Below are 16,569 nucleotides of genomic sequence, written 5' to 3' on the forward strand. Positions count from 1 at the left end.
GTGGCGTCTTTTACCCCGCTGCCGAGGTGTGTCCGGTGTTGCCCGCCGATATACAGGTGAGCGGTGAAGAAAAGGTGACGCATCCGGAGGGTGCGTCACCTTTGCATCAAGTCGAAAAAGAAACGGCGCCGATCAGGCGCCGTTGAGGAATTGAAGCGGGTCGACGGGTGAAGACCCTTTTCGGATCTCGAAGTGGAGCTGCGGGGACCCCACATCTCCCGTCTGACCAGATTTGGCAATCACTTGGCCGCGCTTGATGGTATCTCCGCGCTTGACCTCCAGCTCACTCGCGTGGGCATACGCGGTGACATAGCCGTTGGCGTGCCGCACCAGGATAAGATTGCCGTATCCCTTGAGTTCATTGCCCGCGTAAGCGACGACACCATCCTCAGCCGCCTTGACGGGTGTGCCTTCCGGTACCGCGACATTGATGCCGTCATTCTGCTTGCCATTGGTCTTGGCGCCGTAACCGGCAATCACACGGCCGCGCACCGGCCAGCGGAAGGTCGGCAAGGCATTGGTGGCCTCGGCGGTCTTCACCGAAGACTGGGCATGGGCCTGTTCGATTTCCTTGGTCTCGGTCGCCATCCGCGCCTTTTGCACCGGCTCGGCGGCGGCAGTCACCACGGGCTTCGTCGTGACGGGCGACGACTGTGGGGCCGCCACCACGGCAGGACGAGTTGCCTGCGGCGCCGGTTGCGCGACGGCCAGCGTTTTCGAAGACGACGGAACGGTGATGCGATCGCCGATCTTGAGCTGCGCCGTGACCGGGAGATTGTTCGCCCGCGCCAGTTCCTGGACGGAGATGTGATTGCGGCGCGAGATGTTCATCAACGTGTCGCCGGCAGCAGCGACGTGCACGCTCGACGGCATCGTGGCGGCGCGGGTCGCGGGCGCATGCGAAAGAGCCGGCGCTTCCGCGCGAGCGGCATGCCTCGGAATGATGAGGGACTGTCCGGGCGAAAGCGCACGTGGGCCATGATAGCCGTTAGCGCGCATGATCTCCGCGGTCGAAACATTATAGCGGCGCGCGAGCCCATCGAGGGTGTCGCTGGTGCCGACGATAATCTTCATGCCGCCTTCACGCGGCGTCACGCTGCCGGTGTGCTCGATCGGGTTCGAGGCCGGAGGCGCGTAGGACGACATGCCGCGCCCGCCGCCCGACGTCCCCTGCGCTACCGGATATGACAGCGGCGCCGACACCACGGGCGCCGTCGCCGGACGCGAATATTGCGGCAGCTCACGCTGGGCATAATTGTTCTGACGCACCGAACCGGTCGTTTCCGACCGCTGCGAGGCGAAAGGATTCTGGAAGGAGTTGTCCGAGAAGCGCGAGTCGTAATCCGCGCTACATCCGCCAAAGCTGACGGAGACCAGCGCCATCACCGCAAGAGACGGAGCGCGGCGCGCGCCTAACAAATCGAGAAGACGGGACATGGTTACTCACTGGTACGCAACTGGCACTAAATTGAGTAAACAGCCGTGCAGTAAATAACCCTTTAAGCATCGCGCATGCCCTTGAACACAAAGGGGTAGCGGGAATTTATGGTTACTATTTTCGTAGCAAGCCGGGTTCCAGCCTCACAGCTCTTTCGCAAGTCCCCTGAGCGCGGGAACGAAGCGCACCGGGATCAGATCATCGCGCACGATCCCCGCCTCGGTCTTGCGTAGCCGCACGAGTTGCTGCGCGCCATTCTGCGGACCGACCGGCGCAATCAGAATACCGCCCGGCTCCAGCCGCTCCGTCAACGAGTCCGGAATTGCATCCATTGCCGCCGTCACGAGGATGCGGTCGAAAGTGCCCTGCGTCTCCGGTACGTCGTATCCGTCGCCGAACACGACCTCGATGTTGTCGTAACCGAGTGATGCGAAGCGTCGCCGCGCCGCATCCACCAGCGTGCGATAACGCTCCACCGTCACGACAATCCGGCACAGGCGCGACAGCACCGCCGCCTGATAGCCGGAACCAGTGCCAATCTCGAGCGCGCGGTGTCGCGGATGCGTCCGCAACTGTTCCGTCATGTAGGCGACAACGTAAGGCTGGCTGATGGTCTGGCCGCAGGCGATGCCAAGAGCGGTGTCCGCGTAGGCAAATTCCTTGTCGCGCGGATCGACAAATAGATCACGCGGCACGTCTTCCAGCGCGCGCAGCACCGTCTGGTCGCTGATCCCGCGTCGCCGCAAAGATAGCTGAAAGTTGAGCTTCTCCCGCCCAGATTGCCCTGACGCTGCCATCATCTTCCATCCGATAAACATAGGTTATATCGGATTCTCCGTCAGTAATGGTTTTTGCCTACTTTCCATTTAGCCAATGGAACAAGAACAGGTGACGAACTGCTGAAACCCTCTTATGATCCTGCCCGCGGATCGTACCGGTCCGGCAGGCGGGGATGGAATGGCGAGCAGCGGCGAACGGCGTCGATCTGTGTTCCTGGTCGAAGACGAAGTCATGATCAGGATGATGGTCTCCGACATGCTCGAGGAACTCGGCTATCATGTCGCCGCCGAGGCAGGCGATATCGATGAAGCTGTGCGTCTCGTTCAGTGCACCAATTTCGACATCGCCATTCTCGACGTCAACGTCAACGGCAAGGTGATCTCTCCGGTCGCCGAAGCCGTGCAGATGCGCAATCGTCCGTTCGTATTCGCCACCGGCTATGGCGTGCAGGGATTGCCGGAAAAATTCCGCGACCGCCCTGCGCTTCAGAAGCCATTCCAGATGGAAACGCTGGCGAAGATGATCGAGGTCACGCTGCGCGGCGAAGCCGCGTAACTTCAGAACAACGTCTTCAATTCTTCCGCGAACATGACATCGGTGCGGTCGAGCCGAAGCGGCGTGACCGAAACGTAGTTGTCATCGAGCGCGGCCAGATCCGTGCCCTCACCCGGCGGATCGATTTTCTCGAAAGCCTGGAAGCCAATCCAGTAATACGGATTGCCGCGACCATCCTCGCGCCCATCGATACGCAAAAATCCCTGATTGCGCTTGCCCTGCCGCGCCACCAGGATGCCCTTCACTTCTTCGGGGCGGCACGCGGGAAAATTGATGTTGATGACGGTATCGTGCGGCACGCCGAGCTTCATCACCTTGCGGATGATGTCGGCGCCATAAGCGCGCGCGACATCCCACATCGGCTTGTTGCGGTTTTCCCGGCCGCCGAATTCCTGCGACAACGCGAATGACGGCAGACCGAGAATGGTGCCTTCCAGCGCGCCCGCAATGGTGCCCGAATAGACAACGTCCTCCGCGACATTGCGCCCCTTGTTGACGCCGGAGATCACCACATCCGGCCAGCCCGGCAGCACATGGCGCGAGCCCATTATGACGCAATCGGTCGGCGTGCCATGCACGGCGAAATGCCGGTCGTCGATCTCGCGCAACCGCAGCGGATCGTTCAACGACAGCGAATGCGACACGCCCGACTGATCGAGCTCGGGAGCCACAATCCAGACATCGTCCGACAATTGCCGTGCGATCTCCTCATTGACCTTGATGCCCGGCGCGTGAATGCCATCGTCGTTCGTGCAGAGAATGCGCATCGTCTCAATTATCCTTCGCGATCACCTTCAGACCGCCCATGTAAGGTTGCAGCACGTCCGGCACCGCGATCGAGCCGTCTTCCTGCTGATAAGTTTCCATCACCGCGATCAGCGCGCGGCCGACCGCCGTGCCCGAGCCGTTCAGCGTGTGTACGAAGCGCGGCTTGTTGTCGGACCCGCGATAGCGCGCATCCATGCGCCGCGCCTGAAAATCGCCGCACACCGAGCAGGATGAGATTTCGCGGTACATGCCGTTCTCGCCTTGCCCCGGCATCCAGACTTCGATGTCGTAGGTCTTTTGTGACGCGAAGCCCATGTCGCCGGTGCACAGCGTCATCACGCGGTAATGCAGGCCGAGGCGCTTCAGAACTTCCTCAGCGCAAGACAGCATGCGCTCGTGCTCGTTCTTCGACTCTTCCGGTGTCGTGATCGAGACGAGTTCGACCTTGGTGAACTGGTGCTGGCGGATCATGCCGCGCGTGTCGCGCCCCGCAGCCCCCGCCTCCGCACGGAAGCACGGCGTAAGCGCGGTCAGGCGCATCGGCAATTCTTTTTCATCGAGGATGGATTCGCGAACGAGATTCGTCAGCGGCACTTCGGCGGTGGGAATGAGCCAACGGCGCACGCGACTATCCTCCACCATTTCTGCCAAGAGTGTTTTTGCTCTTTCGCTTGCATTATTAAAATCGAAAATCGCGCCTAGCTTTGCTAACGAGAAAGGCGCGGCATCAATTTCGTGATCGATTGCTTCTCTTTCAAGAATTTCGACCAATTTACGAATATTGAAAGAGCCTGGAGCAGCAAAAAATTGGTCATCTTCAAACTTCGGCAACTGCGCGGTGCCGAACATCGCATCGTCGCGCACCAAAAGCGGCGGATTGACTTCGGCGTAGCCATGCTCGCCGGTATGCACGTCAAGGAAGAACTGGCCGATGGCACGTTCAAGCCGCGCCAGCCCCTTCTTCAAAACGACAAAGCGCGCGCCCGAGAGTTTCGCTGCCGTCTCGAAATCCATGAAGCCGAGGCCTTCGCCAAGCTCGACATGCTCCTTGGGCTTGAACGAATAGCTGCGCGCCGCACCATAGATGTGATGCTGGACGTTGCCGTGCTCGTCGGCACCATCCGGCACTTCATCGAGTGGCAGGTTCGGAATCTGCGCAAGCACGGTTTTCAGCTCATCCTCAGACTGCTTCGCCGCAGCTTCCAGCTCCGGCAGCTTTACCTTGAGGGTGGCAACCTCGGCCATCAGCGTATCGGCACGCGCGGCGTCCTTATTTTTCTTCGCCTCGCCGATTTCCTTCGAGGCTGCATTGCGCCGCGCCAGCGCCTGCTCGGCCTCCTGAATGGCGCCGCGCCGCCTCTCGTCGATCGCGAGCAGCGAAGCCGACAGCGGCTCGAGCCCCCGGCGCTTCAGGGCCGCATCAAAGGCGGCAGGATTGTCGCGAATGGATCGAATGTCATGCATGGCGGATATCCGTCGCAGGCCGGAAGTGGCCGCGGCTGTCAGAATACGGTGGGGTTAGAACAACTCGGCGGCGCGCGGAAGCCCGAATCGCAGGGGTTTCCGCAAGAATAGCAAAGCAGACAGGCCGGGTCTTATTCAGCCGGCGGCAGCGCTGGCGGCGTCTCGGACGGCGCTTCCGGCGGCGTCTGGGCCGCCTTTCGCTTGGCCACGTTCTTCTCGACAATCGAGACAGCGATGATCGAGCCCTCGTAGAGGATCAGGAGTGGTACCGCGAGCGAGGCCTGACTGATGACGTCGGGCGGCGTCAGGACCGCCGCGATGATAAAAGCGACGACAATGAAATACCGCCGCTTGCTCCGCAGTTGCGCCGCCGTCAGCACCCCGATGCGCCCGAGCAGCGTCAGCACCACCGGCAACTGGAACGCGACGCCGAAGGCAAACACCAGCGACATCATCAGCGACAGATATTCGCCGACCTTGGGCAGGAGCGCGATCTGCGCCGTCTCCGCGCCGCCCATCTGCTGCATGCCGAGCGAGAAGCGGATCAGCATCGGCAGCACGAGGAAATAGACCAGCAGCGCGCCGAGCACGAAGAAGATCGGGGTCGCGATCAGATATGGCAGGAACGCGCCGCGTTCATGTTTGTAGAGGCCGGGCGCCACGAATTTGTAGATCTGGGTCGCCACGATCGGAAACGAGATGAATCCCGCACCGAACAGCGCGAGCTTGAGCTGGGTGATGAAATATTCCAGCAGCGCCGTGTAGATAAATTTCGAATTCTCCGGCCCCGCGACCCACACGAACGGCCACACCAGCACGTTGTAAATCTGCTTGGCGAACACGAAGCAAAGGATGAAAGCGAGGGCGAAGCCGAGCAGCGCCTTGATGAGCCGCGAACGCAGCTCGATCAGGTGCTCCATCAATGGCGCCTTGCTGGATTCGATGTCTTCGGCGCTCATGAGGCTTTGGATTCCGGCGCGGTGGGCGGCGCGTCTGGGGTCTCTTTCATCAGCGCGGGCGCCTGTCCTTCGACAGGCGTTGCTGCCGTCTCGGTCGGTTCGGGCGGCGCAGGTTCGGAAACAGGCGTATCGGAGGTAGCCTGCGCGGTGCGTTGTTCTTCCTGCTCACGCTCGCGGGCATGTTCTTCCAGCGAGGCCAGCAGTTTCGTCGGGTGCAGATCGCGCGATGCGGCGCTGATGTCGTCGAACGACTTCTTGATGTCGGCCATTTCGGCCTCACGCATCGCCTCGTTGAACTGGCCCTGGAAGTCGGACGCCATGCGGCGGGCCTTGCCGACCCACTGCCCGATCATACGCAATACGCCGGGCAGTTCTTTCGGACCGATGGCGATCAGCGCAACCACGCCGATGACGACCAGTTCACTCCACCCGATGTCGAACATGAATCATTCCGCTTCGCGTGAGCGCCGCTTCGCTGTCGCGATTTAAGTCCGGCGTCGCTCAGACGGCGTTGCTGCCGACATCATGGCGCTGCGCGTTCGCCTGCGGCGTCGTGGTGCTGTCGATGGTCTTAACCGGCTCGGACTTCTCGGCCGGCTTGTCGTCGTCAGCCATGCCCTTCTTGAAGGCCTTGATGCCCTGCGCGACGTCGCCCATCAGGTCGGAAATCTTGCCGCGACCGAACAACAGAAGGACCACGCCGATGACGACGATCCAGTGCCAAATGCTCATCGAACCCATAGTGTCCTCCACCTGAACGCTTTGCCGGCTGGACCGGCCAATTGGCCTCGAACCTAGGCGTTGGAAGGTCCGAAAACAAGGACTTAAGCCGGATTGCGACGTTCAGGCCGCGTTTCGGCGGCCCTCATTGCCCGGATCGTTAAAATCAGGACAGAAAAACGCGCCCCTCCTTCAACCAAAGGTGAAGGCAAAGGCCTGCACGCCGGGATCGAGGAACTGGATTTCAAAAGCCCGGTCGCGCACCTCGCCTTGCTGGCGGACAAGCTGATAGAGCCGCTGTTCGGTCACAATTCCTTCGCCGTTGGCGTCGGTATCGACGCCATGATCCGCCCCAGGACTGGCGCCATCGACGGTCACCTTGAAACGGACGGGCTTGCCGTCCATTCCAGGCCCGAGCACGAGATGCAGGTCGCGGGCATGGAAACGGTAGCGGATCGCACCCCCCGCCGCATCAAGCGCGACATTCTCGGGATCGACGGTCCACTTTCCCGCAAGCGACCAGTCGTTCAGCTTGAGCACCCCCGCCTCGTAATCGTGGCTTTCGTCCCGCGCCACGCCGCCCGGCGACATGAAATTCTCCGCGCGGTCGTAGCCGAGATAGGTCTCCGGCGATTTGATGTTGGCCATGTCTGGCGCCGCTTCCGCGCCGGTGCCGCGCACATCCACCCGCTGCTCGGGAACATTCTTTCCCGCCTCGCGCAGCAACTGCCGGATCACCTCCTCGGATTTGGCATATTCACCTTCGCCGAAATGATGGTGACGGATGCGGCCCTGAGCGTCGATGAAGTAATGCGCGGGCCAGTACATGTTATTGAACGCGCGCCAGATGCTGTAATTGTTGTCGATCGCGACGGGATAGTTGATCTTCAGATCGCCCAGCGCCTTTTTGACATTGGCCGGCTGCTTTTCGAAAGCGAATTCCGGCGTGTGCACGCCGATCACCATGAGGCCATCGTCCTTGTACTTCTCCGCCCAGGCGCGGACATAGGGAATGGTACGCAGGCAGTTGATGCACGAATAGGTCCAGAAATCGACCAGCACCACCTTGCCGCGCAAGGCTTCCGCCGTCAGCGGCTTCGAGTTCAACCATTCCACCGCGCCGTCGAGCGAAGGAAGCTGGCCTTCCACCGGCAACGCGCCGGCGCTCTCTTGTGGCGCATTCGCCTTCATCATCGACGGGTTGGGCTGCATCGCTCCGCCCGCGGGAGCCATCGCGGTGTTGTCCGGCCCGCGCAATTTGTCGATCAGCGCCTGTTCGACGGCGGAGGTCTGCGCCAGCGAGACATTGGTGAGATAGTTGGTGTCGACACCGAGCGCGATGGCGGCGACAGCGACAAGCACCAGCGCGCCGAGGCCGCGCCGCGCCCATTCGCCAGCACCAAGCGAGCGCTTCATCGCCGTGAACACACGCCCGCCAATCAACAGCGCCAGCGCAAGCGATGTCGCCGCACCCGCCGCATAGGCGAGCAGCAGGAAGGTGGTCTGGACATTGGCGCCCTGTAGCGCCGCGCCGGTCAGGATCAATCCCAGCACCGGCCCCGCACATGGCGCCCACAGTAACCCTGTCGCGACACCGAGCAGCAGCGACGGCAAAAAGCCGCCCGAGCCGTCCGCCGATTGCGACAGCCGCCCGCCGAGCGCGACCAGCGGCTGCGTTGCGCGATCCGCGATGGCGGGAAACAACAGCGCGATGCCGAACAAGGCCAGCAGCACCAGGGCCGCGATCCGGCCATATTCATTGGCCGCGACCGCCCATCCGCCGGCCACGGCCGCGAGCGTCGCGACGGCGGCAAACGTCAGCGCCATGCCAATCAGCATCGGCAGGCCGCTCTTGAGAAACGGCCGGTCGGCTCGCGCAAACACAAACGGCAAAACGGGGAGAATGCAGGGGCTGATGATGGTCAGCACGCCGCCGAGATAGGCCAGGACGAAAAGAAGCATTTTCAGGACTCGCGTTGATCGCACGGGCCCATCACGGCATCACATCCGTCACGGGCTTCGACAGGTCTACGCGGGTGAGACGGCGCGCGTTACACGCGAACCCGATCACGCTCCCGTGGATTCCCCGGAATTGGGCTCTTCCGGGTCCGGGATCGGCGCCAGCGTCAGTTGCAGCTCGTCGCCCGATTCCAGCGGCTCTTCATCGTCGCGCAGCGCCGGATCGTCAGACGGCGACGGCACGCTGAAGCCAGTAGGCAGGCGGGTATCGAGCAGACCAGAACCCTTCAATTCGTCGAGCCCCGGCAGATCGCCCAACTGCTCCAAGCTGAACTGCGACAGGAATGCCTCAGTGGTACCGAAGGTCAGCGGACGGCCCGGCGTCTTGCGGCGACCGCGCGGACGAATCCAGCCCGTCTCCAGCAGCACGTCAATCGTGCCCTTCGAGGTGATGACGCCACGGATTTCCTCGATCTCGGCGCGCGTCACCGGCTGGTGATAGGCGATGATCGCGAGCGTCTCGATCGCGGCACGCGACAGGCGCCGCGTCTCGGTGCTCTCGCGCGTCATCAGCCACGACAGGTCGGCGGCGGTGCGGAACGTCCACTTGTTGGCGACGCGCACGAGGTTGACGCCGCGCATCGCGTAATCGGCCTGCAACTGTTCGAGCAGCGCCTTCACGTCCGCATCCTCCGGCAGGCGCCTGGCGAGCGAAGCCACATCGAGCGGCTCGGTGGAGGCGAACAGCATCGCTTCGAGAAGACGCAACTCCTCGGGGCGCACAGCCGTCTCGGGCGAGGATTCGGCCGTCTCGTGCGAGGGATCGGTGTCCTCGACGGGTTTGGTAGCCAGATTGGTGGCCATGACGGAGTCTCCTTCTTCCACTTACTCGACCGGTGCTTGCGGTTCGGGTGCACCCTGCCCGGCGGCCGCATGCTTACGAAAATAGATCGGCGCGAACGCGTTCTGCTGGTGAATATCGACGATGCCTTCGCGCACCAGTTCGAGCGCCGCCGCGAAGCTCGAGGCCATCACCGTGGCGCGCTGCGAGGGATCGATCACATAGGACACGAGATATTCGTCGAGCCTGCTCCAGTCCTCGGCGACGCCGACAAGCCGCTCCAGCGAAGCACGCGCTTCTGCGAGCGACCAGACTGTGCGCCGCGCCAGATGCACGCTCGCGAGCACATGCTGCTGGCGTTGCGCGGCATAGGCCGACAGCAAATCATAAAGCGTCGCATTCCACTGCGGATGCTTGATCTGCGCAATCTGCTCCGGCAGCCCGCGCGGGAAGATGTCGCGGCGGAATTGCGGGCGCGTTATCAGACGGTTAGCGGCTTCGCGAATTTGTTCGAGGCGGCGCAGGCGATTGGCGAGCGCGCTCGCCATGTCCTCGGCGCTCGGCCCATCGGGCGTCGGCGGTTCGGGCAGCAACAGGCGCGATTTGAGATACGCAAGCCACGCCGCCATCACCAGATAATCGGCGGCAAGTTCGAGCCGCAGCTTGCGGGCCGCCTCGATGAAAACCAGATACTGGTCGGCCAGCGCCAGAATGGAAATCTTGGCGAGGTCGACCTTCTGCTGGCGGGCGAGCGCAAGCAGAAGATCGAGCGGGCCTTCATAGCCCTCGACATCGACAACCAGCGCCGGCTCGTCCTGTGCGCGCTCGGCGCTGACGGCAGGCTGCCCGGTCTCGAAGGATAAAATCTCGGCGCTCATGCGATCCCCGCCTGTGCGATCAGTTCATCAAGCTCCGCGCGGCCGCTGTCGCGGTCGAACGGCTGCGACGGCCTACGGGCGGCCAGCGCACGGTCGGCCCGTCGCAGCGCCTCGCCCGCGAGTACGGGTGCCTCACTTGCCACCGCGCGCATCTCGTCCATCTTGCCGTTGCAATGAAGCGCGACGTCGCACCCCGCCCTGAGGCTCGCGCGGGTGCGCTCGGCGATCGAGCCGTTCAGCGCATTCATCGAGACGTCATCGCTCATCAGCAAGCCTTGGAAGTTCATCGCGCCGCGAATCACTTGAGCAATGATTGTCGCAGAAGTGGTCGCCGGTTGGGCGGCATCGAGGGCGCTAAACACAACATGTGCGGTCATCGCCATCGGCAGATCCGAAAGCTGCGAAAATGCCACGAAATCGGTGCGTTCCAGTTCCGCGCGTGGCGTATCAACGGTCGGCAGCCGCAGGTGGCTGTCCGCGGTGGCGCGGCCATGGCCGGGAATGTGTTTCAAGACAGGTAGGATACCACCATCACGCAATCCATCCGCGACCGCTCGCGCGATGGTTGCAACCTTCGCAGGGGTGGTGCCGTAGGCGCGATCACCGATCACCGCGTCGGCCCCGGCCACCGGTACGTCGGCCAGCGGCAGGCAGTCGACGCTGATACCGAGCGCAGCGAGATCGGCCGCGATCAGGCGCGACGACAGCCAGGCCGCCCGCAGGCCCTTTTCTGGCAATTGGTCATACAATGCACCAAACACAGCCCCGGCCGGATAACGCGGCCAATGCGGCGGGCCGAGCCGCTGCACCCGTCCACCTTCCTGATCAATCAGCACGGGTGCGTCGGGGCGATCCACGGCGGCGCGTAACTCTGCAGCCAGTGCAGCAACTTGCGCCGGGTTCTCGACGTTCCGCTTGAATAGAATGAAGCCCCACGGCTGTTCCGCGCGCAGGAATGCGCGTTCCCCGTCGGTCAGGACGGGGCCGGAGATGCCGGTAATGAAAGCACGGACGGCCATCAGGGGCGATTAGCCCGTGGCCGCCTCAAGGGTCAAGGAAACGGCCGCTAATTCCTCTGGACGATGCACTTACCCCCTGCCGATTGCAGGTTCACGCAGAAATGGGTGGCCTCCTCGGTCGAGGCGAACGGGCCCACGAGGGCGCGGTAGTAGACCCCCTTGGAGCCGAGATCCGCGCGGCGCACAGTCGGATGACGCGAACCGAGGATACCCGGATATTTGCCCTGCAGCACCTTGTAGGAGGTCATTGCATCGGCTTCCGAGCGCTGCGAGGAGACCTGCACGTAGGAGCCGGACGCCGTGGGCACGCCCGCTGGGGCCGCCAGCGAAGCGACGCGCGAGCGCGTCTCAGTGGCCTGAGGGACCGCCTGAGGCGAAAGAGCGAGCGGCGCGTTGGAAGGAGCAGGCGCCGGAGCCCTTGCCGGTGTCGATTGAACCGGCGCGGGCGCAGGCGGCGGGGCCGCATTCGTCTGCGAGGTCGCGTCGGTCTGGTCCGGGCGGATGCTGACCGTACGGATCCGGCGCGGGACCTCCCCGCTCAAGGTTCCGTTGGCGACCCCTGGCCCGGTGGGGCGAACCGCAGGCGAAACCGAGGCGCCGGACGGCGGCGACGGATTCTGGGTCAGCGGCGGGAATACCACGCGTGGCCCGCCGGAACGGGCATCAACATCCACCGGCTGCTCCTCGCGCGATACCATCCGCTCGCCGGACTTGTCGCCGACGCGATCGTAAATCTGTTTCTCGCTCGCCTGTCTTTCGGGAATGACCTTGTTCGGGCTGGAGTCGGCCTTGATGACCGGAGGCTCCCCGCTGCGCGGCGAACCTGCGATCGAGCGATAGGCATAAGCCCCCGCGGTGCCGAGCACGGCCAGCGCGAGCACGGCCGCAACCGTCATCATGCCACCGCGGCGTTTCGGCTGCTCCGACTCGTCCGCATAGTGCTGATCGTAGGCATCTTCGTCATAGCCCTGATCGTAGGCGGCATAAGGCGCACCACCCTGCCGCTGAAGGGGCTGCTCGCCGTAAAGAACCTGATCGTAACGGTCCCGACCCTGACCATACTGGCTCTGGTCATAGCCGCCTTGAGCATAACCATCCTGCGCGTAAGTGCCCTGCCCATAAGCGGCTCGCCCATAAGCATCCTGGCGATAACCGCCATCATCGTAATGGTTCTGGCCGCTCTCTGCGTAGGAGGCGTCCGCTTCCTGCTGAGAATCGAACCGCGACACCTCATAGCCGAGCCTGTAGCCCGAATGGCGATTGTAGGTGTGCTCGGACGTTGTGGCTGGATAGTTGTAATCGTCGCGCGCGGGCGCGGGCTGCGGTGCAGGATCGCGCGGGCGCATCCATGACGGCAGCGGCGGATCGTCGTGGTGAGGATCGTAGGCCATATCGTCGTGCGGATCGGGCTGATCGTCGTAAGCCGGCTCCTCATGAGCGGGAGCGGGCTGGGCCGCATGGCGGCCAAAACTGGAATATGGATCGGTCTGGCCGATCAGGCGGGCAAGTTCCGCCAGCGGGTCGTCCGCGCCCTGCTGATGAGGCGCATGGTTATAATCCCGATCATCGGGCGGAAACGGCCTATCACGGTAACGATCAGACATGTGATCTCGCATCCCCTGCGGAGACGGCAGACTCACGCAACATAATCCAGTTTGCCGTTCCTGGCTGCCGCCACGTCATCCCCGTGTGGACAGACAGCCACCTTCATCGCATCTCGTTCGGAGCATGGACGCCGAGGACGGCGAGGCCAGATGCCAGAACCGAGACGACGCCTTGAACCAAGGCAAGTCGCGCGGTGGTAATTCCAGCATCATTCTCCATAATGAAGCGTAAATGAGGCGCATCCCGGCCCTTGGTCCAGAGTGCGTGAAACTCGCTTGCAAGATCATAGAGATAAAACGCGATGCGGTGCGGCTCGTGGGCCAGCGCGGCGGATTCCAGCGTGCGCGGGAACAAGGCAAGCTGCCGGATCAGCGACAATTCGACCGGGTCGTTAAGCCGTTCCACCTCGGCCGAGCCGAGATAGGCGCGCCGCTTGCCGTCATCCTCGGGCAAATCGGGAACCGTGGCACGGGCGTTCTTGAACACCGAATGCCCCCGCGCGTGGCCGTACTGCACATAGAACACCGGATTGTCCTTGGACTGTTCCAGCACCTTGGCGAGATCGAAATCGAGCACCGCGTCGTTCTTGCGGAACAGCATCATAAAGCGCACGGCGTCGGAACCGACTTCATCCACCACTTCACGCAGCGTCACGAAGTCCCCGGCGCGCTTCGACATTTTCACAGGCTCGCCATTGCGCAACAGCCGCACGAGCTGGACGATCTTGACGTCGAGTTCGCCCTCGCCCGCCGTCACCGCCTTGATTGCCGCCTGCACGCGCTTGATGTAGCCGCCATGGTCAGCGCCCCACACGTCCACCATGTTGCGGAAGCCGCGGTCGAACTTGTTCTTGTGATAGGCGATGTCGGAGGCAAAATAGGTGTAGGAGTTGTCCGACTTCTTCAGCGGGCGATCGACGTCGTCGCCGAACGCGGTCGCACGGAACAGCGTCTGCTCGCGGTCCTCGTAATCCTCGACCGGCGCGCCCTTTGGCGGCGGCAGGTGGCCTTCATAGACATCGCCCTTCGCACGCAAGCCCGCGATGGTCGCGCCGACCTGATCGGTCCCGCCCGCGATCAGCGAGCGCTCCGAGAAGAACACGTCATGCTTGATGTTGAGGGCCGCGAGATCGCCCCGGATCATCTCCATCATCATCCCGATGGATTTGTCGCGCACCAGCGGCAGCCACTCTGCCTCCGGCTGCTTCACAAGCTTGTCGCCATACTCGCGCGCAAGCGCCTCGCCCACCGGCTTCAGGTAATCGCCGGGATAAAGCCCTTCCGGAATCTCACCGATGGTCTCACCCAGCGCCTCGCGATAGCGCAGGTGCGCCGACCGCGCGAGCACATCGACCTGCGCGCCGGCATCATTGATGTAATATTCCTTCGTGACCGCATAGCCCGCCGACGCCAGCAACGTCGCGAGCGCGTCACCGAACACGGCACCCCGGCAGTGGCCGACATGCATCGGCCCGGTCGGGTTGGCGGAGACGTATTCGACGTTGACCTTCTCACCCGCACCGACGTGCGAGCGGCCATAGCCTTCGCCCGTGCGCAGCACCGTGCGCAGCGCCTCGAACCACGCCTCGTTCTTCAGCGTCAGGTTAATGAAGCCCGGCCCCGCGACGCTTACTGCCAGCACCAGCGGATCAGTGCGCAGCTTGTCGCTGATCCTGTCGGCGAGATCACGCGGCTTCACCTTGGCCTCTTTGGCAAGCACCATGGCCGCGTTGGTCGCCATATCACCATGGGTCGCGTCCTTGGGCGGCTCGACCACGATGCGCGACAGATCAATGCCCTCCGGCAGCACGCCCTCGGTCATCAGATCGCGGCAGACGCCATGAACCCGGCCCAGAATGTCTGCAAAAAGATGGGCTGGATGGGTCGGGACGGACAACGCGAATCTCCTGTAACGGCGGCCATAATCGGCCAAATTCCCCTGCGCGCCTAACGCAATTCGAGGGTCGAGTCAAAGAGGCGCTGGTGCTCGGTGATGGCATAGCGGTCGGTCATTCCGGCGATGAAATTGCCGATCCGCCTCGCCGCCTCCTCGTCGCCGTCCACATCCCCATGCGCCCAGTCGGCAGGCAGGTCATCCGGGTGGCGGCTGTAGCGCTCGAACAGGTCGGCGACGACACCCTCGGCTTCCGTCATCACCCGCACCACCCGTTCGTGGCGGTACATGTGCTCCCACAGGAAAGCCTTGATCGCCTGCTCCGCCGCCCTCGCCTTCGGGTTGAAGGCGACAAGCGGGCCATCAGCATGGCGCACGTTCTCCACGGTTTGGGGCGCGGCCCCCGCGATCCGCCACATCGTCTCGGAGAACGCGGATTCGATCCAGTACGAGATCAGCTCTCGTACGAGTTCGGCCCCGTGTCGCGCCTCGTCGATGCCAGGGAAACGCGAAACGATCCGTCCATTGAGATCGGCGATCAGCGGAATGGCGTTGAGGTCGGCGATAGTGAACAGGCCCGCGCGCAGACCATCATCGATGTCATGAGCATTGTAGGCGATGTCGTCGGAGATCGCCGCGACCTGCGCCTCCAGCGAGGCGTAGGACGACAATTCAAGGTCATGCGAGGCGTTGTAGTTTGTGATCCCGATCGGCAGGCCATGAGCCGCATAAGGCCCGAGCGGTTTGCCGTCGCGACCCATTAGCGGGCCGTTGTGCTTGACGATACCCTCGAGCGATTCCCAGGTGAGGTTCAGCCCGTCGAAGGCCGGATAGCGGCGCTCGAGCGAAGTGACCACGCGCAGCGACTGCGCGTTGTGGTCGAATCCGCCGTGATCCTTCAGGCAGGCATCGAGCGCGCGCTCCCCGGCATGGCCGAAAGGCGGATGGCCGAGGTCGTGCGCCAGCGCCAGCGTTTCGGTCAGGTCCTCGTCCAGCCCCAATTGGCGTGCCAGCGCACGGGCGATCTGTGCCACTTCCAGAGAGTGGGTCAGCCGGGTGCGGTAATGGTCACCCTCATGGAAGATGAACACCTGCGTCTTGTGCTTGAGGCGGCGGAACGCGGTCGAATGGATCACCCGGTCGCAATCGCGGCGGAAGGCGCTGCGGTGGCGGCTCGGCGGCTCATTGAAGCGGCGGCCGCGGCTCAAATCGGGGTCGCAGCGGTAAGGTGCGGCAGGCGCCGCCCGTCCCACGGACATTGGGGACGCTCCTTTGGCGTTTGATTCTGGCGTGGCGAGTACTTAACTATGGACAGGAACAGATTCAAACTTTCGGATTCTGAGGGAGAGCGGACGTGACCGCGAATGTGACAATTTCCGAGCGGGCGGCGCGGCGGATCGGCGAAATCCTCAAGGGCGAAGGCGACGGCGCCAAGCTACGCATCAGCGTTGAGGGCGGCGGTTGCTCCGGCTTCCAGTACAAGTTCGACATCGACAAGACCCAGGCCGAAGATGATCTGGTGATCGTGCGCGACAACGCCGTGGTGCTGGTCGACCCCTCCTCGGCTCCGTTCCTCGCGGACTCCGAACTCGACTTCGTCGACGACCTGATCGGCGCCTCGTTCCGCGTCAACAATCCGAACGCCACCGCTTCCTGCGGCTGCGGCACCAGCTTCTCGATCTGACGCCGC

The 16,569-nt window shown here is 63.1% G+C and carries 16 protein-coding genes; 2 read left to right on the plus strand and 14 right to left on the minus strand.

Going from position 1 to position 16,569, the window contains the following annotated elements; all coding sequences use genetic code 11:
• Positions 1-132: 132 nt before the first annotated feature.
• Positions 133-1,437, minus strand: coding sequence for a LysM peptidoglycan-binding domain-containing M23 family metallopeptidase (locus tag AFIDRAFT_RS16200; protein ID WP_009340673.1), 1,305 nt, complete (start codon positions 1,435-1,437; stop codon positions 133-135).
• Positions 1,438-1,581: 144 nt separating this feature from the next.
• Positions 1,582-2,235, minus strand: a complete 654-nt coding sequence (locus AFIDRAFT_RS16205; protein ID WP_009340674.1) for a protein-L-isoaspartate(D-aspartate) O-methyltransferase — start codon at positions 2,233-2,235, stop codon at positions 1,582-1,584.
• A 160-nt stretch (positions 2,236-2,395) separates the two neighbouring features.
• Here AFIDRAFT_RS16205 and AFIDRAFT_RS16210 point away from each other — a divergent pair, with 160 nt between their 5' ends.
• On the plus strand, positions 2,396-2,773 hold the full coding sequence (locus AFIDRAFT_RS16210) for a response regulator (protein ID WP_009340675.1): 378 nt from the start codon (positions 2,396-2,398) through the stop codon (positions 2,771-2,773).
• 2 nt (positions 2,774-2,775) lie between these two features.
• On the opposite strand, the gene surE is transcribed toward AFIDRAFT_RS16210, so the two are convergent.
• The 12 genes from surE to AFIDRAFT_RS16270 form a co-directional block, all read right to left on the minus strand.
• Positions 2,776-3,540, minus strand: coding sequence for a 5'/3'-nucleotidase SurE (gene surE / locus AFIDRAFT_RS16215; protein ID WP_009340676.1), 765 nt, complete (start codon positions 3,538-3,540; stop codon positions 2,776-2,778).
• A 4-nt stretch (positions 3,541-3,544) separates the two neighbouring features.
• The gene (gene serS, locus AFIDRAFT_RS16220) at positions 3,545-5,005 is read right to left on the minus strand and encodes a serine--tRNA ligase (protein WP_009340677.1); all 1,461 of its coding nucleotides are present in this window, start codon (positions 5,003-5,005) and stop codon (positions 3,545-3,547) included.
• A gap of 131 nt (positions 5,006-5,136) precedes the next feature.
• Positions 5,137-5,964 carry a twin-arginine translocase subunit TatC gene (gene tatC, locus AFIDRAFT_RS16225; protein WP_009340678.1) on the minus strand — a complete coding sequence of 276 codons (828 nt, stop codon included), beginning with the start codon at positions 5,962-5,964 and terminating at the stop codon, positions 5,137-5,139.
• Complete coding sequence (gene tatB / locus AFIDRAFT_RS16230) at positions 5,961-6,407, minus strand: Sec-independent protein translocase protein TatB (protein WP_009340679.1); 447 nt, start codon at positions 6,405-6,407, stop codon at positions 5,961-5,963. Before tatB ends, tatC begins: the two co-directional genes overlap by 4 nt.
• A gap of 58 nt (positions 6,408-6,465) precedes the next feature.
• Positions 6,466-6,705, minus strand: a complete 240-nt coding sequence (locus AFIDRAFT_RS16235; RefSeq protein WP_009340680.1) for a twin-arginine translocase TatA/TatE family subunit — start codon at positions 6,703-6,705, stop codon at positions 6,466-6,468.
• A 171-nt stretch (positions 6,706-6,876) separates the two neighbouring features.
• Positions 6,877-8,646, minus strand: coding sequence for a cytochrome c biogenesis protein DipZ (locus AFIDRAFT_RS16240; RefSeq protein WP_009340681.1), 1,770 nt, complete (start codon positions 8,644-8,646; stop codon positions 6,877-6,879).
• Positions 8,647-8,751: 105 nt separating this feature from the next.
• Positions 8,752-9,507, minus strand: coding sequence for an SMC-Scp complex subunit ScpB (scpB, locus tag AFIDRAFT_RS16245; protein WP_009340683.1), 756 nt, complete (start codon positions 9,505-9,507; stop codon positions 8,752-8,754).
• 21 nt (positions 9,508-9,528) lie between these two features.
• Positions 9,529-10,362, minus strand: a complete 834-nt coding sequence (locus tag AFIDRAFT_RS16250) for a segregation and condensation protein A (RefSeq protein WP_009340685.1) — start codon at positions 10,360-10,362, stop codon at positions 9,529-9,531.
• Positions 10,359-11,381, minus strand: coding sequence for a beta-N-acetylhexosaminidase (gene nagZ / locus AFIDRAFT_RS16255; RefSeq protein ID WP_009340686.1), 1,023 nt, complete (start codon positions 11,379-11,381; stop codon positions 10,359-10,361). Before nagZ ends, AFIDRAFT_RS16250 begins: the two co-directional genes overlap by 4 nt.
• Positions 11,382-11,428: 47 nt before the next feature.
• A complete protein-coding gene (locus AFIDRAFT_RS16260) occupies positions 11,429-12,985 on the minus strand; it encodes an SPOR domain-containing protein (protein WP_009340688.1) in 1,557 nt (518 codons plus the stop codon).
• 103 nt (positions 12,986-13,088) lie between these two features.
• The gene (argS, locus tag AFIDRAFT_RS16265; RefSeq protein ID WP_009340690.1) at positions 13,089-14,882 is read right to left on the minus strand and encodes an arginine--tRNA ligase; all 1,794 of its coding nucleotides are present in this window, start codon (positions 14,880-14,882) and stop codon (positions 13,089-13,091) included.
• A gap of 50 nt (positions 14,883-14,932) precedes the next feature.
• Positions 14,933-16,138 (minus strand): deoxyguanosinetriphosphate triphosphohydrolase, encoded by a 1,206-nt coding sequence (locus AFIDRAFT_RS16270; RefSeq protein ID WP_009340692.1) that lies wholly within the window; start codon positions 16,136-16,138, stop codon positions 14,933-14,935.
• Positions 16,139-16,233: 95 nt separating this feature from the next.
• Here AFIDRAFT_RS16270 and erpA point away from each other — a divergent pair, with 95 nt between their 5' ends.
• Positions 16,234-16,563 carry an iron-sulfur cluster insertion protein ErpA gene (erpA, locus tag AFIDRAFT_RS16275; RefSeq protein WP_009340694.1) on the plus strand — a complete coding sequence of 110 codons (330 nt, stop codon included), beginning with the start codon at positions 16,234-16,236 and terminating at the stop codon, positions 16,561-16,563.
• Positions 16,564-16,569: the final 6 nt, after the last annotated feature.

This window comes from Afipia sp. 1NLS2 (genome assembly GCF_000178995.1).
In the GTDB taxonomy this organism is placed as follows: domain Bacteria; phylum Pseudomonadota; class Alphaproteobacteria; order Rhizobiales; family Xanthobacteraceae; genus Afipia.

Coding starts and splice junctions, on each gene's coding strand:
- AFIDRAFT_RS16200 (WP_009340673.1), bottom strand. CDS start 1,437: ATGTCCCGTCTTCTCGATTTGTTAGGCGCGCGCCGCGCTCCGTCTCTT.
- AFIDRAFT_RS16205 (WP_009340674.1), bottom strand. CDS start 2,235: ATGGCAGCGTCAGGGCAATCTGGGCGGGAGAAGCTCAACTTTCAGCTA.
- AFIDRAFT_RS16210 (WP_009340675.1), top strand. CDS start 2,396: ATGGCGAGCAGCGGCGAACGGCGTCGATCTGTGTTCCTGGTCGAAGAC.
- surE (WP_009340676.1), bottom strand. CDS start 3,540: ATGCGCATTCTCTGCACGAACGACGATGGCATTCACGCGCCGGGCATC.
- serS (WP_009340677.1), bottom strand. CDS start 5,005: ATGCATGACATTCGATCCATTCGCGACAATCCTGCCGCCTTTGATGCG.
- tatC (WP_009340678.1), bottom strand. CDS start 5,964: ATGAGCGCCGAAGACATCGAATCCAGCAAGGCGCCATTGATGGAGCAC.
- tatB (WP_009340679.1), bottom strand. CDS start 6,407: ATGTTCGACATCGGGTGGAGTGAACTGGTCGTCATCGGCGTGGTTGCG.
- AFIDRAFT_RS16235 (WP_009340680.1), bottom strand. CDS start 6,705: ATGGGTTCGATGAGCATTTGGCACTGGATCGTCGTCATCGGCGTGGTC.
- AFIDRAFT_RS16240 (WP_009340681.1), bottom strand. CDS start 8,646: ATGCTTCTTTTCGTCCTGGCCTATCTCGGCGGCGTGCTGACCATCATC.
- scpB (WP_009340683.1), bottom strand. CDS start 9,507: ATGGCCACCAATCTGGCTACCAAACCCGTCGAGGACACCGATCCCTCG.
- AFIDRAFT_RS16250 (WP_009340685.1), bottom strand. CDS start 10,362: ATGAGCGCCGAGATTTTATCCTTCGAGACCGGGCAGCCTGCCGTCAGC.
- nagZ (WP_009340686.1), bottom strand. CDS start 11,381: ATGGCCGTCCGTGCTTTCATTACCGGCATCTCCGGCCCCGTCCTGACC.
- AFIDRAFT_RS16260 (WP_009340688.1), bottom strand. CDS start 12,985: ATGTCTGATCGTTACCGTGATAGGCCGTTTCCGCCCGATGATCGGGAT.
- AFIDRAFT_RS16270 (WP_009340692.1), bottom strand. CDS start 16,138: ATGTCCGTGGGACGGGCGGCGCCTGCCGCACCTTACCGCTGCGACCCC.